Below are 12,975 nucleotides of genomic sequence, written 5' to 3'. Positions count from 1 at the left end.
GTAACCTGACAGAATCTCAGGCTTCGAGAATGTCGTCGTCATCGAAGGTGGGAATCACGACCGACCCGTCGAACGCCGTCACGGCACGCCCGCCAACCTGAATCTGGTCGCCAACGCGAACGCGCACCTCACCCGGCCGCGAGACGAAGTGGCCCTGTTCGAACAGCATTTCGTCGGGCATCGTATCGAACGCGCCGAAATGACGGAGATACGCGCCCGTCGCCCCGCTCGCCGTGCCGGTGACGGGGTCTTCTAACAATCCCAAACGCGGGGCGAACATCCGGCCGTGGAGCGTCGCCTGCGCGGAGAGTGCGTCGAACGTGAAGGCGTAGATGCCCGCCGCGTCCACCTCCTCGCTGAGTGCCTCGATTTTGGCCATGTCCGGGGCTGCCTGCCCGAGTTGTTCTAAGAAGGTCATCGGAACGATGAGGAACGGCAACCCCGTCGTCGCCCGCGCGAGTGGAAGCTCGTCTTCAATGTCCGTGAGCGCCGCCGGGTCGATGTCGAGGGCGTCTGCCACCTCGACAGGGTCTACGTCCACCTCACGAATCGCAGGCTGGTTTTGGGTCATCCAGACGGTGCCGTCGGCTTCAAGTTCGATGTCGAGGACGCCGACGTTCGTTTCGAGCGTGTGTGCGCCCACGTCGAGGTCGCCGGTTTCCGCGAGGCAAGCGTGCATCGCAATCGTGGCGTGCCCACAGAGGTCAACTTCCTGCTTCGGCGTGAAATAGCGTACCCGCCGGTCTGCACTCCCGGTAGAGAGGACGAACGCCGTCTCGCTTTGGTTGAGCTCGCGGGCAATCGCCTGCATCTGTGTCTCAGAGAGTCCGTCTGCGTTTGGGACGACCCCGGCTGCGTTACCCGTGAGCGGTTCGTCTGTAAAGGCGTCCACCTGTAGCGCGCGGCGTGTCTCCATAGCTCACCCGTTGACGGCCCCGCCTATCAAGTCTCCGACGGGGACTGTCCAAAAGAACGGCCATTTTCTTTATTGTACGTTAGCTCGCAATTATGTCGAGGACTGCCGTATGAGCCTCACAGACAAGATAAAAGGCCTCGTTTCCGGAGGCGAGGAGAAAGTCTACGCGTATCGGTGTCTCGAATGTGACACCGAGTTCGAATCACCTGAACAACACATGGCGAAGGTCGAATGCCCGAACTGCCACGCTCGCGGCGGCCGATCTATCGTCTAGTCTCCGTTTTTTCCCGCTGGCACGCACCCCGCTGAGCGCCTTTCATACCACTTAATTGTCCGCGCCACCTCCGAGGCGGTGGTGAACATCTAGTATGGGCGACCTGCCGGACGAGTTCAAGTGCACCATCACGAATTGGGAATACATCTATGGCCTCTGTAGAGAGGTGTCGGGCGAGGTCAAAGCCGCGAACTTCGAGCCGGACGTCGTCGTCGCACTCGCCCGCGGCGGCTGGTTCGCCGGGCGCTGTATCTGTGACTTCCTCGGACTCGACGACCTCACGAGCCTCAAGATGGAACACTACGTCGGCACCGCCCAGAAGTCGGGCAGCCCCGAAGTGCGCTATCCCATGCCGGAAGGTTCAGTCGAGGGCAAAGACGTGCTCATCATCGACGACATCGCGGACACGGGCGGCTCCATCAAGCGCGCAGACGAGTACGTCCGCGACCGAAATCCCGGCGAGGTTCGCACCGCGACCCTCCAACTGCTCGGGACGAGCGAGTTCGAACCGGATTTCGTCGGCGAAAAACTCGAAGAGTGGGCGTGGGTTGTCTACCCGTGGAACTTCATCGAGGACATGATTGACCTCACGAGCGGTGTCATGGAGAAAGCTGAGCAGGACAGCTTTACCCAAGCGGACATCCGCCACCTCCTCAAACACTACCATCAGGTAGACCGTATCGAGATGGAAATCGCCCAGCCAAATCGCCTAAACGAAGTCTTAGGCGAGATGAACCGCCGCGGGGTCATCGAATCGGTCGGGCAGGGCGAGTGGACGCTCACAGCGTAGCGTCTCGGAATTCTTAGGTGGCGGGGTCGAGAACTGTCGCCCATGATTGGCTTTATCGGCGGCAGTGGAATCTACGAAGCCCTCCCGCTCGAAAACACCCGCGAAGAGGTTGTCGAGACGCCATACGGCGAACCAAGCGCACCCGTCACCATCGGCGAGTTCGGCGACACCGGCCGCGAGGTCGCGTTCCTCCCGCGCCACGGCTCGAAACACGGTCGCTCACCGACCCACCTACCCTACCGCGCGAACATCTACGCCTTCAAGAAACTCGGCGTGAAGTACATCCTCGCGAGCAACGCGGTCGGGAGCCTGAAATCGAGCCTGCACCCGGGCACGCTCGTCATCCCGAACCAGATTTTCGACCGGACGAAACACCGAAAATCCACCTTCTTTGGCGACGGCATCGTCGTCCACCAACCCATCACCGAACCGTACAGCCCCGAACTCGTGAGCCACCTCTCTGCGGCAGCAAAGGAAGTCACCAACGCCAACGTCCAAGAAGGCGGCACCTACGTCTGCATCGAAGGGCCACAGTACTCGACACGTGCAGAATCCGAGTTCTACCGCGCACAGGGCTGGGACGTGGTCGGAATGACCTCGATTCCCGAAGCCAAACTCGCCCGTGAAGCCGAAATCGCCTACGCCACCGTCGCGGGCGTCACCGACTACGACGTGTGGAAAAAAGACCACGAGGTCACCCTCGCTGAAGTCTTAGAGAACGCAGAAAAGAATCAGGAAGCCATCAAGCGCACGGTCGAAGAAGCCATCCGCACGCTCCCCGAGGACTTCGAGTGTGGCGCGCACACGGCGCTCGAAGGGACGATTAACACGCCAGCAGAAGCTATCCCAGACGCAACGCGCGACCGCGTCGAACTACTCGTCGGCGACTACCTCTAATCGACCACCTGTCCGCGGTTTAGATCACATGTTTCAGTGTTTGCGGCCGGTGTCACGGACGTAGGTAAGCGCCCGAATGAATTCGTCTCTATCTACTCGCCCGTCCGTTTCTCTGAGTCGTTCTTGGAGTTTTGTGGGAGTCATGCTACACAATACCATACATGGTTTTCCGTTATAATTGTGTCGCTGCTGGGCACTGAGAACACCCAAAAAAGGACGCTAACTCAGTCCGTCTCTGCAACCGCGTCGCTCGCCGTCGCAACAGCCGACGGATTCTGAATCCAGAGGTCACCGAAAATGTCCTCTTGGTCGAGGCGGATGCGCCCGCGATGTGCCATGAACAAGAGCGCGAGGAACGTCGTGACACGCGAACCGCCGGCCGAGGCCACCTCTTCGAATAGAACTTCAGTTCGCCCGTGTTCGTACTGCTCTTTTAGCATCAGCCACACGTCGTCGATGACCGCTTCGATGTGTTCGGTGTGCGCCGTGCCGGTGACCTCCTCTTCGGTCGGCTCGTCGTCCATCCGGAAGTCGTCGGCCGAGCGGTAGTCGAGCGTCTGTGTGCCACGACGGAAGCCCTTTGGTGAGTTCGAGGTGTCGTACTGGCGGCTCTCTTTCCACCACGTCCCGCGCTCTGCCTCGCGCAGTTCGCGGACGAGTTGGTCGAGCGTCTGGGGCGTGCCGCGAACCGATTTCCGGTCGAGGCGACGCTCCATCTCGGCTTCGAGTCCGGCGATAGGGTCTGGCCCGTCGAACTCGGGTTCCTGTCCCGGTGGCGCTTCCCACGGCTCGACCCACTCCTCTTCTGGTTCCGGGTCGTCCGGTTCGAGCAGCGCGTCGGATTTCATCCGCAACAGCACGCTCGCGTAGAACAGCGCGCGCCCCGAGGTGCGCAAGTCGGCTTCGTCAAGCGCGGCGAGGAACTTGTCCGTGACCTCGACGATGTCGATGTCCCACGGCTCGATTTCGCCCTCCTCGGCCAACTGCACGAGCAGTTCGACCGGCTCTTCGTGAGCGTCTTCTTCGATGATTGGCTTTGGTTCTGCTTCAGTCATCGGCGGGCACCTCCTGGCTGCTCAAATCAATGCCAGTCACGACGCTCACGTTGTCGTCGTGCATCGTCACCCCAATGGCCCGCTCTGAGCGTTCGAGCATGGCAGAGCGGTGTGAGACGACGACGAACTGGGCATCGCCCGCGAGTTCGTCAACCATCTCGCCGACGAGGTCGGCGTTCACGGCGTCTAAGAAGGCGTCAACCTCGTCCAGCGCGTAGAACGGCGCGGGGTTGTAGCGCTGGAGCGCGAAGATGAACGCGAGCGCTGTCAACGACTTTTCCCCGCCGGACATCGCGTCGAGGCGCTGGATTGGCTTGTCGCCCGGTTGGGCTTTCATCGTCAGGCCGCCGTCGAACGGGTCGGCCTCGTTCTCTAAGTGCAACGTGCCAGACCCGCGCGAGAGGCTCGCAAAGATGTCCTCGAAGTTGTCGTTAATGTCGGAAAAGGCGTCCATGAACGTCTCTTTTTTCAGCGACTCGTAGGACTCGATGCGGTCGTTGATGGCCTCTCGCTCGTCTACGAGCGTGCCCTTCTTGTCGGTGAGGTCGTCTAAGCCGTCTTTAACCTCGTCGTACTCGTCGATGGCGAGCATGTTGACTGGCTCTAAGGCCTCCATCTTCCGCTCTAAGCGGCCGATGGTTCGTTTGACCTCGTCGTGGTCTGGAATCTCGTCTGGGTCGTACTCGCCGACCTGTGCAGCGAGTTCGTCAACCTCCCATTCGAGGCGGTCTGCGGCGCTCTTCGCGCTGTCGAGTTTGGATTCGACCCCCGACACTTTCTCGCGGGCTGCATCGCGCGTCTGCTTGGCCGACTTGAGGTCGCTTTTCAGCTCCTCGCGCTCTGCTTTGAGGTCTGCCAACTCGTCCTCTAAATCTTCGACCTGACTTTCTTTGTCTTCGAGAACGACTTGCTGGTCTTCGATTTTGCCTTCGAGGTCTGCGATGCGTTCTTGCTGGTCTGCCTTCTTGTTCTGGGCGGACTCGATTTCGCTGTGGAGGTCTTCGATTGACTCCTCTGCGTACTGTTTCTCCAAACCGAGTTCGTTGAGCCGCGCATCGAACTTGTCCTGTTGGGCCTCGTACTCCTCGATGCTCGCGCGAATCTCGTCCATCTCGTTCGTGAGTTGTGGAATCTTCGAGTCTGCGAGTTCTGACTCCAACTCCGCGATGGCCGACTCAATCTCCGCGATGCGCTCGTCGTGGGCCGTGAGGTCGGCTTCGAGCGCCTGCATCTCCTCGTTTACGTCCTCGCGCTCGTCCGCGATTTCCTCGATGCGCGCTTCGAGCGCTTCGATGCGCTCGTCGGTGCTATCGAGTTCGCCTTGGACGCGCTCTCGGTCGGCTTCGATGTCACGGACTTGGTCTGTCGCGTCCGTCTTGCGGTCGCGGGCGTCGTCAAGGCGCTCTTCGACGCCGCGAATCTCTTCGTTCAACGCGCGACGTTCGTCTTCGAGCGAGGCGATTTTCTCGGCGACGCGTTCGAGTTGGCCCTTGCCGGACTTCGAGAACGAGTAGCGAGAGCCGCTGGACGAGCCACCGGTCATCGCCCCGCTCTTTTCGACGAGTTCGCCAGAGAGCGTGACGAGACGGAAATCGCCCATCAGGTCGCGGGCAGTCTCAATAGAATCGACGACGAGCGTGTCGCCGAGAACGTACGAGAAGATGCCCGCATACTGTTTGTCGAAGTCAACGAGGTTGTAAGCGAAGTCCACGACACCGTCGTGGTTCGGTACGCTCGGCAAGCGCCGTTTGTGCATCTTGGTGATTGGCAGGAACGTCGCGCGGCCCGCATTCCGGCGTTTCAGGTACTCGATACACTGCTGGCCGATGCCGTCGTCATCGACGACGACGTGCGCGAGACGGCCACCGGCCGCGGTTTCACACGCCGTCGCGTACTGGTTTGAGACGCCACCGAGTTGGCCAACCGTGCCGTGAACCCCGTCAAGATTGCCGTTCAGGATGGTCGTGACCGCACGCCCGTAGGACGAATCGCCTGACTCGTCGGCGTGTGCGTTGAGTTCCGCGTACTCCTGTTGGCGGGCGCGAAGTTGCTGTTCGACCTCGTCTAACTCGTCCTGCAACTCGCGTTTTTGCTGTTTGAGGTCGTCTACGACCTGCGAGATGTTCGCGCGATTTTTCTTCGCCTTGTCGAGTTCGTCCTCGAGGTCGCGGACGGTGGCTTTGAGCGCCGGAATCTCCTCGCGGACAGTCTCGATTTCCGCCTGCTTTTCAGACTGCTCGTTCGACCGACGACGCGCTTCGTCGAGCAGTCGGTCTTGCTCGCGTTGGGTGGCGTTTTTCGCGGCTTTCGCCTCCTCAAGCGCCTCGCGCCTTTCGGTCAGTTCGGTTTTCACCTCGTCGTACTCGGTGTCCACCGCGTCGATTTCTGCCTGTAGGTCTGCCAGGTCGGCTTCGTGCTGTTGAATCTCCGCGACGACGGAGGCCTTTGCGACTTTCGTCTCACGGATTTCGCTTTCGACGTCATCGACCGTCTCCTGTTTGCGGTCGATTTGGATGAACGCCTCGCGGCGGCGCTGTTCTGCGTCTTGAATCCGCTCTTCTGCGGCCGAGATAGCGTCTTCGAGGCGGGCAATTTCACCTTTTACCTCCTCGATTTCGCGCTTGATGCGCAGTTGCTCGTCTTCGCCTTTCGTCTCGATTTCGGCGTTGAGGGTTTCGAGTTCCTCCTCTAAGCGAAGCACGCGACCTTGCTTTTCGTCTAAGTCAGACTGGAGCGATTCGAGTTTGGTTTCGTGGCGCTCGATTTGTTTTTCAGTTTTCGCTAAGTCGGCACGTTTGTCTTCGAGTTCCGCGGCTTTCAGGTAGCCTTCGTACTCCTGTTTCTCTTCGCGGTAGCCCTTGTATTCGAGCGCCGTCTCGCGTTCGTCTTTGAGTTGGTCGAGGCGGGCTTGTTTCTCCTCGATGCGGAGTTCGGCTTCGGCGATGCGATCTTTGACGACTTCGAGTTCCTCGAAGGCAGCGTCTTTTTTCGCGTCGAACTCGGCGACACCGGCGATTTCGTCGATAATTCCCCGTCGTTCATAGGGCGTCATCTGGATGATGCCAGTCACGTCGCCCTGCATCACGACGTTGTAGCCTTCAGGCGTGATGCCCGCCTGTGCGAGCAGGCCCTGAATATCAGAAAGGTTCACCGAACGGCCGTTTAGATAGTAGTACGAATAGTAGTTCTCGGGCGTTTCCTTTACCCGGCGGCGAATCGAGATATCGTCTACCTCCCCGATGTTCTCGGTGCCAGCGGCGCTCACGACCTGTTGACGCGTGAGCGTCCGCTCAGAATTATCGAGGACGACTTCGACGCTGGCTTCGCGGGTTTCGTCACCGCGGGCGTCGCCGTCGTTGCCGGGATTGTAGATAAGGTCAGTCAGTTTTTCCGCGCGAATGCCGCGCGTTCGAGCAAGCCCGAGGGCGAACAGCACGCTGTCGATGATGTTCGACTTCCCCGACCCGTTCGGGCCAGAGACCGTGGTGAAGTCCTCGTAGAACGGAATGCGCGTTTTGCGCCCGAAGCTTTTGAAGTTGTCAAGGACGATTTCTTTGATATGCATAGGTCAGCGAGATGTCGCGCATAGCTGGCGCGCGACGCGGCCAGGAATCTGAGGTGACGGTGGTGTCGTCTGTCTTATGCGACGATAATGTCGTCCGTCTGCGTCGATTCCTCGTCAGTGCTGTCTGCATCCTCGCTCTCCTGCCCTTTAGTGGCTTCGGAGGATTCTTCCGCGTCGGTTTTCCGGGTGAGTTTCCGGTCGAGGAGGTCTTCCGGTTGGACCTCTTCTTCAAGCGCCTTGACGCGCTCTTTCGTCTCGATGAGTTCGTCAGTCAGGCCAGAAACTGAGGCTTGAAGTTCTTTTACGCGCGTTTCGAGTTCCTCGACGCGGTTGCCGCGAGTCATACATTGTAACGACTCTTCAGTCCCATAAACATACGTCAGACATTGTGAGATAACATGACAGGTTTTCCGACGGTTCGGCTACGTGACCAGTGAAAAGCAAGAACGCAGTTAGTCGCGGTACGATTCGACAACGTCCGCTCGAATCGACCGGACCATGGAGAGATACTCGTCGGATGAGAGTTTTTCAGCCTTTGCAGCCCGGAGCGTTTCCATCGCAGATTCGTCGGTCAACAGGTCAACGAGCGTGCACGCGGTGATTTTCGCTGGGAGAATGTACGCCATCTCCTCGTCTACAACCCCGAACTCGCGGGAGTGGACGCTCCCTTCGAAGCCGCCCGTCCACGGGTGGATACCCGGAAGAATCTGGGTCACATCGCCCATGTCCGTAGAGCCAGTGATGTGCGGACGACCCGGCGTGATTACGTCTTCGCCCACCAGTTTGCGGGCGTTTTCGTCGTACGCGGAAACAATGGTCTGGTCGGTTCGAAGCGGCATGTAGCCGGGGAAGTCGTTGATTTCGATGTCGCCACCAACCGCGAGCGCCCCCGAGGTGAGCGCCCGGTTGACCGTCTCGTTGGCTTCCGTGACCGCCTCGACCGTCTTCGCTCGGACGTAGGATTCCATGCGTACGTCGCTCGGGACGACGTTCACGCCGTCGCCACCGTTCGTGATAATCGGGTGGACGCGCACGGCGTCGTCGTCTTTGAACACCTCGCGCTGGGCGTGGACGGCGTTCATGCCAATCATCGCGGCGTTGAGCGCGTTGATTCCCTCTTCGGGGGCGGCCCCCGCGTGCGCCTCTTTCCCGGTGTAGGTGACGAATTTACCCACAAAGCCGTTTGTCGAGAAGTTGCTCGTGATGACGCGCTCGGGTTCGTCGCTGCCTGCGTGCATCATCATCGCCATGTCGATGTCGTCGAGATAGCCCCGACGGATGAGTTCCTGTTTCCCGCCGAAGAACTCGATTTCGCCGGACTCAACCAGTTCGCGGCGATAGCCAAGGTCAAGGTACTCCTCTGCGGGGACGCCAATGAACTCGACTTCGCCGGCTAACTCGTCTACGACGTCGCTTGCGACGAGGCCGAATGCCGTCCCGACCAGATTCGCCACTTGCGCGTGGTGGCCGCAGGCGTGACACGCGCCGGTTTCTCCGTCTGCAAGCGGATGTTCGGGATTGACGAGTGCGTCGAGTTCGCCAAACACCGCTGCGGTGAACGCACCAGAACCAGCGCGGGCGCGAGTACCGGTAATCGCAATTTCCGTCTCCACATCGAGGTCCAGCGACTCGAACACCGCGGCAACTTTTTTCGTGGTTTCGACCTCTTTGAAGCCGAGTTCCGGCTCCGATTGAATCGACTTGGCGAGGGCAATAATCTCCTCGCGGTGGTCGTCGATGGCATCACAGACGCGTTGTTTGAGGGCGTCGGTCACGTCAGATGATCCCCTGTGCCTTCAGGATGACCTCTGCAATCATCGCGGACCCGAAGAACGTCCCGAAGAAGACGAACACGGCGACGATGACGAGCTTCCAACTCACTTCCTTCATGCGCCCGGTTTGCAGGCCAATCGAGAGGCCGGCGTAGGCGAGAATCGGCGTCGTCGTGGCGAGGAAGCCAATGCGCTCGACGTATTCGAGGAACACGCCCTGCACCGGCGAGAACGGAATCGCCAGCAGGAACGAGATAATCATGGCGTAGGCGAACGCCGGGAGGTCAAGCGGAAGGAGTCGCCCGAGCAACAGCGCGGCGAGGCCGATGGCGATGATTATAGCCATTCCGGGCAGTGCCGCGAGCGCTCCCGTGTCCGTGGCGATGGTGTTCGCGGTGAGCGTGAGGAAGCCAATGACGAGCAACATTTTCAGCGATTCTGCGGTGAACTCTGGGGTTTCCATCAGTTCTCACCTCCGAACATCGGAGCGAGTTTCGCGTAGAGTCTGGTGATGAGCGGCAGGCCGACGAACAGCACCATGTAGAGGCCCGTGATGCCGGTCAGCAGGTTGCTCGTGCTTGCGAAGGCGAGAATTTCTTCTTGCGGGACGGTCGTGACGACGTTTGCGAGCGACGACGAACACGCCGTCATCATGCTCGCAGACCCCATCCCACAGGCCATCGATAGTGAGAGTGGGTGCAGGCCAGTCGCGGGGGCGAACCCGCCGAGGATGCCGAAGAAAACGGTTCCGAGGACGGTCCCGGTCATGTAGGTGCCAAGGACGCCGCGGCCTTCCGGCGAGTCGATGCCGTACTTGTCGGTGATGACGCCGAGCGTCGGTTCGCGCGCGATGCTCACTGCACCGCCAATGGCTTCGCGTTTGAGGCCGAGTGCGAGCGCAAGCGGGAGGGCGAGGAAAATCGTGGCGAGGTTGCCAAACTCTTGGAGAACGAACGCTGGGCCTGCTTCGACGAGACTGTAGAAAGACGGCGCGACGAGCGAGCCGTATTTCACACCAAGCGGCATGAGTGCGATGATGAGTAGCGGCGAAGCAATCGTGCTCACCTCTTTTGAAACGACGTTGCGAAGCGGTTCGACAACTTTCCCGAGCACGCTATAGCTGAGCGAAATCCCGAGAATGACGGCGAACAGCATCGGGAGTAACACGACCTGTCCCGGCCCGAGAGGGAAGACCTGTGTTCCGATGAGTTCGGCGATGACGACGATTGCGAAAACGGTTCCATGAGTCCGAAGGTGTTCAGACCAGCGCCCAGCGGTGCGGATTGGTTCCCACCGTGATGAATCAGATGACATGTGGTAGTTTTTCTCGTGTGAGTTGTGAGGTTATCACACTAGTATATAAGAATGTTCAGCTACCCGAGATAATGTTGATAATATCACACAATATCTCAACAAAAATTGGATGAAATTCCAAACCCGGTGGCAGCCCGTTCCCGTTAGTCTTTAGCCGCCTGCCATCAAATCGCGGCTAATGACCGCACAAGCTGCCGAGACGCAGGACCTTGCCGTCGTGATTGGGTTAGAGGTCCACGTCCAGCTAGAGACTGCCACGAAGATTTTCTGTGGGTGTTCGACTGACGCGGCCGACGCGGAGCCAAATTCCCGCACGTGTCCCGTCTGTCTTGGGCTCCCCGGGGCGCTGCCCGTCCTCAACGAAGGGGCCGTCGAAGCCGCCGTCAAGATCGGCAAGGCACTGAAAGCAACCATCCCCGAAGAGACCACCTTCCACCGGAAAAACTACTTCTACCCCGACCTGCCCAAAGACTTCCAGATTACGCAGTACGACGCACCGATCTGCCAGGACGGCGAACTCGAAGTGAACGTCAAAGGCGACTCGCGCGTCATCGGCATCGAACGCGCCCACCTTGAAGAAGACCCCGGCAGCCTCCAACACGTCGGCGGCTCCATCGACACCGCGGATTACGTCCTCGTGAACTACAACCGCGCGGGGACGCCGCTCATGGAAATCGTGACGAAGCCCGACTTCCGCTCGCCGGGTGAGGTGCGCGCCTTCTTGAAGAAGTTAGAGGAAGTGCTCGACTACCTCGGCGTGTTCGATTCCACGCGCGACGGCTCGCTGCGCATCGACGCCAACATCTCGCTCATCGGCGCGGACAAGGTCGAAGCGGACGGCTCGATTAGCGACGAAAACCTCGCCGCCGCAAACCGCACCGAAGTGAAGAACATCTCCAGTCACAAGGGCGCAGAGAAAGCGCTCGCCTACGAAGTTACCCGCCAGAAAAACGCCGTCATGCGCGGGCGCGAGGTCGAACAGGAGACCCGACACTGGGACGAATCACGGGGCATCACCGTCTCGATGCGCTCGAAAGAAGAGGAGAAAGACTATCGCTACTTCGGCGAGGCAGACCTCCCGCCGCTGCAGGTCGCCCACTGGAAAGCGGAACTCGACATTCCAGAGCTGCCCCACGCTCGCCGCGAGCGGTTCCAAGAAGCGTACGACCTGTCGGCTGAAGCCGCCTCGAAGCTCACGTCCACCAAGCAGGTGGCCGACTTCTACGAGCGCGTGGCCACGGAGTTCGACCCCGACCTCGCGGCGACGTGGGTCGCGGACAGCTTGCTTGGCGAACTCAACTACCGCGACATGGAGATCACGGACGTCGCAGACCGCTTAGACGAGTTCATGCGCCTCATCGAACTCGTAGACGACGAAGAGATTACCGTGAAACACGCCCAGGAAACCGTCATGCGCACGATGCTCGACGAGGGCCAAGACCCCGACACGATTGTCGAGCAAGCGGGCCTCGGGAAGGCCGATACGGGCGAGGTCGAGCAGGCGGTCGAGGCGGCCATCGAGGAGAACGAAGACGCCGTTTCCGATTACCACAGCGGCGAGGGGAGCGCGCTTAACTTCCTCGTCGGGCAAGTGATGCAGAAAACCGGCGGGAGTGCAGACCCCGGAACCGTCAACAAGCTGTTACGGGAACGCCTCGACGCCTGAGACGGACGTTCACAATTCTAGACGGGTGGCAATGGGGCTTAATATGGCTCCACATCGTATCCAGAACAATGTCAGGGTTGATGCCCTCCGACAGCGATGCCCTCTCGAACCAAGAGGGCGAGCTGCGAACGCTCTGGCTAGACAACGAGGACGCAGGCGACCTGCTATCGTCGCTCGCGTCCGAGACGGCACGGGCGATTCTCACGGAACTCCACAAAGAGCCACAGGTAGCCTCTGAGTTGGCCGATTCCGTGGGGACCTCGCTCCAAAACGTGCGCCATCACCTCACCAACTTAGACGACGCGGGACTGATTCGCGTCGCAGACATGCGCTATTCACCAAAGGGTCGTGAGATGAACGTCTATGCCCCGGCACAGGAACCGCTCGTGGTGTTCGTCGGGCGGGAAGAGAAAAAAGACGGCTTCGTCGATTCGCTCAAGCGGCTGTTCGCCGCCGTGGGCGTCCTCGCCGTCGCCAGCCTGCTCGTCGAACTGCTCGTCCAGACGACCGTCGTCGGCGTTGGCAGCCCCGGAAGCCTCCCGCGCGTACCCGACTCCGTCGGGTCGTCGGGAAGCGTGCTGTCGTTCTTCGACGCCGTCCCACCCGGTGCGCTGTTTTTCGCCGGTGGCGCGCTCGTCCTCGCACTCGTCGCAGGCTGGCTCTACGTCCAAGAGCAGACGACTCCTAAAAGAGAAAGAATTTAACGATTAATTGCGGGAGTATACG

Annotated in this window: 12 protein-coding genes; 5 read left to right on the top strand and 7 right to left on the bottom strand. The window is 60.0% G+C overall.

All coding sequences use genetic code 11. The features are described 5' to 3' along the window. Nucleotides 1-16: 16 nt before the first annotated feature. Nucleotides 17-916: a PhzF family phenazine biosynthesis protein gene (locus tag V5N47_RS11420; RefSeq protein ID WP_338727636.1), complete on the bottom strand. Its 900-nt coding sequence runs from the start codon at nucleotides 914-916 to the stop codon at nucleotides 17-19. Nucleotides 917-1,025: 109 nt separating this feature from the next. Here V5N47_RS11420 and V5N47_RS11415 point away from each other — a divergent pair, with 109 nt between their 5' ends. The 3 genes from V5N47_RS11415 to mtnP all read left to right on the top strand — a co-directional run bounded on the left by V5N47_RS11415 (nucleotide 1,026) and on the right by mtnP (nucleotide 2,877). Continuing rightward, nucleotides 1,026-1,190, top strand: a complete 165-nt coding sequence (locus V5N47_RS11415; protein WP_338727634.1) for a hypothetical protein — start codon at nucleotides 1,026-1,028, stop codon at nucleotides 1,188-1,190. Between the two features lie 94 nt (nucleotides 1,191-1,284). Next, a complete protein-coding gene (locus tag V5N47_RS11410) occupies nucleotides 1,285-1,980 on the top strand; it encodes a phosphoribosyltransferase (protein ID WP_338727633.1) in 696 nt (231 codons plus the stop codon). A 42-nt stretch (nucleotides 1,981-2,022) separates the two neighbouring features. Next, a complete protein-coding gene (gene mtnP, locus V5N47_RS11405; RefSeq protein WP_338727631.1) occupies nucleotides 2,023-2,877 on the top strand; it encodes an S-methyl-5'-thioadenosine phosphorylase in 855 nt (284 codons plus the stop codon). A gap of 224 nt (nucleotides 2,878-3,101) precedes the next feature. Here mtnP and V5N47_RS11400 read toward each other — a convergent pair whose 3' ends face one another. The 6 genes from V5N47_RS11400 to V5N47_RS11375 form a co-directional block, all read right to left on the bottom strand. Further along, nucleotides 3,102-3,932, bottom strand: a complete 831-nt coding sequence (locus V5N47_RS11400) for a ScpA family protein (protein ID WP_338727629.1) — start codon at nucleotides 3,930-3,932, stop codon at nucleotides 3,102-3,104. Beyond that, complete coding sequence (smc, locus tag V5N47_RS11395) at nucleotides 3,925-7,497, bottom strand: chromosome segregation protein SMC (protein ID WP_338727627.1); 3,573 nt, start codon at nucleotides 7,495-7,497, stop codon at nucleotides 3,925-3,927. The genes V5N47_RS11400 and smc overlap by 8 nt, the downstream gene beginning before the upstream one ends. 74 nt (nucleotides 7,498-7,571) lie before the next feature. Beyond that, a complete protein-coding gene (locus V5N47_RS11390; protein ID WP_338727626.1) occupies nucleotides 7,572-7,841 on the bottom strand; it encodes a bZIP transcription factor in 270 nt (89 codons plus the stop codon). Nucleotides 7,842-7,949: 108 nt separating this feature from the next. Continuing rightward, on the bottom strand, nucleotides 7,950-9,272 hold the full coding sequence (locus V5N47_RS11385) for an amidohydrolase (protein ID WP_338727625.1): 1,323 nt from the start codon (nucleotides 9,270-9,272) through the stop codon (nucleotides 7,950-7,952). A gap of 1 nt (nucleotide 9,273) precedes the next feature. After that, nucleotides 9,274-9,732, bottom strand: a complete 459-nt coding sequence (locus tag V5N47_RS11380; RefSeq protein WP_338727623.1) for a hypothetical protein — start codon at nucleotides 9,730-9,732, stop codon at nucleotides 9,274-9,276. Beyond that, complete coding sequence (locus V5N47_RS11375) at nucleotides 9,732-10,583, bottom strand: DUF3100 domain-containing protein (protein ID WP_338727621.1); 852 nt, start codon at nucleotides 10,581-10,583, stop codon at nucleotides 9,732-9,734. The genes V5N47_RS11380 and V5N47_RS11375 overlap by 1 nt, the downstream gene beginning before the upstream one ends. A 178-nt stretch (nucleotides 10,584-10,761) precedes the next feature. Here V5N47_RS11375 and gatB point away from each other — a divergent pair, with 178 nt between their 5' ends. Together gatB and V5N47_RS11365 are read left to right on the top strand one after the other, a co-directional pair. Continuing rightward, nucleotides 10,762-12,249 (top strand): Asp-tRNA(Asn)/Glu-tRNA(Gln) amidotransferase subunit GatB, encoded by a 1,488-nt coding sequence (gene gatB, locus V5N47_RS11370; RefSeq protein ID WP_338727620.1) that lies wholly within the window; start codon nucleotides 10,762-10,764, stop codon nucleotides 12,247-12,249. A 68-nt stretch (nucleotides 12,250-12,317) separates the two neighbouring features. After that, nucleotides 12,318-12,953, top strand: coding sequence for a helix-turn-helix domain-containing protein (locus V5N47_RS11365; RefSeq protein ID WP_338727619.1), 636 nt, complete (start codon nucleotides 12,318-12,320; stop codon nucleotides 12,951-12,953). The last annotated feature ends 22 nt before the right edge of the window (nucleotides 12,954-12,975 follow it).

The sequence above is a fragment of the Haladaptatus sp. DJG-WS-42 genome, from assembly GCF_037198285.1.
Classification (GTDB): Archaea; Halobacteriota; Halobacteria; order Halobacteriales; family Halococcaceae; genus QDMS2.
The sequence above is the reverse complement of the archived record's forward strand: the minus strand, read 5'-3'. Positions and strand labels throughout refer to the sequence as shown.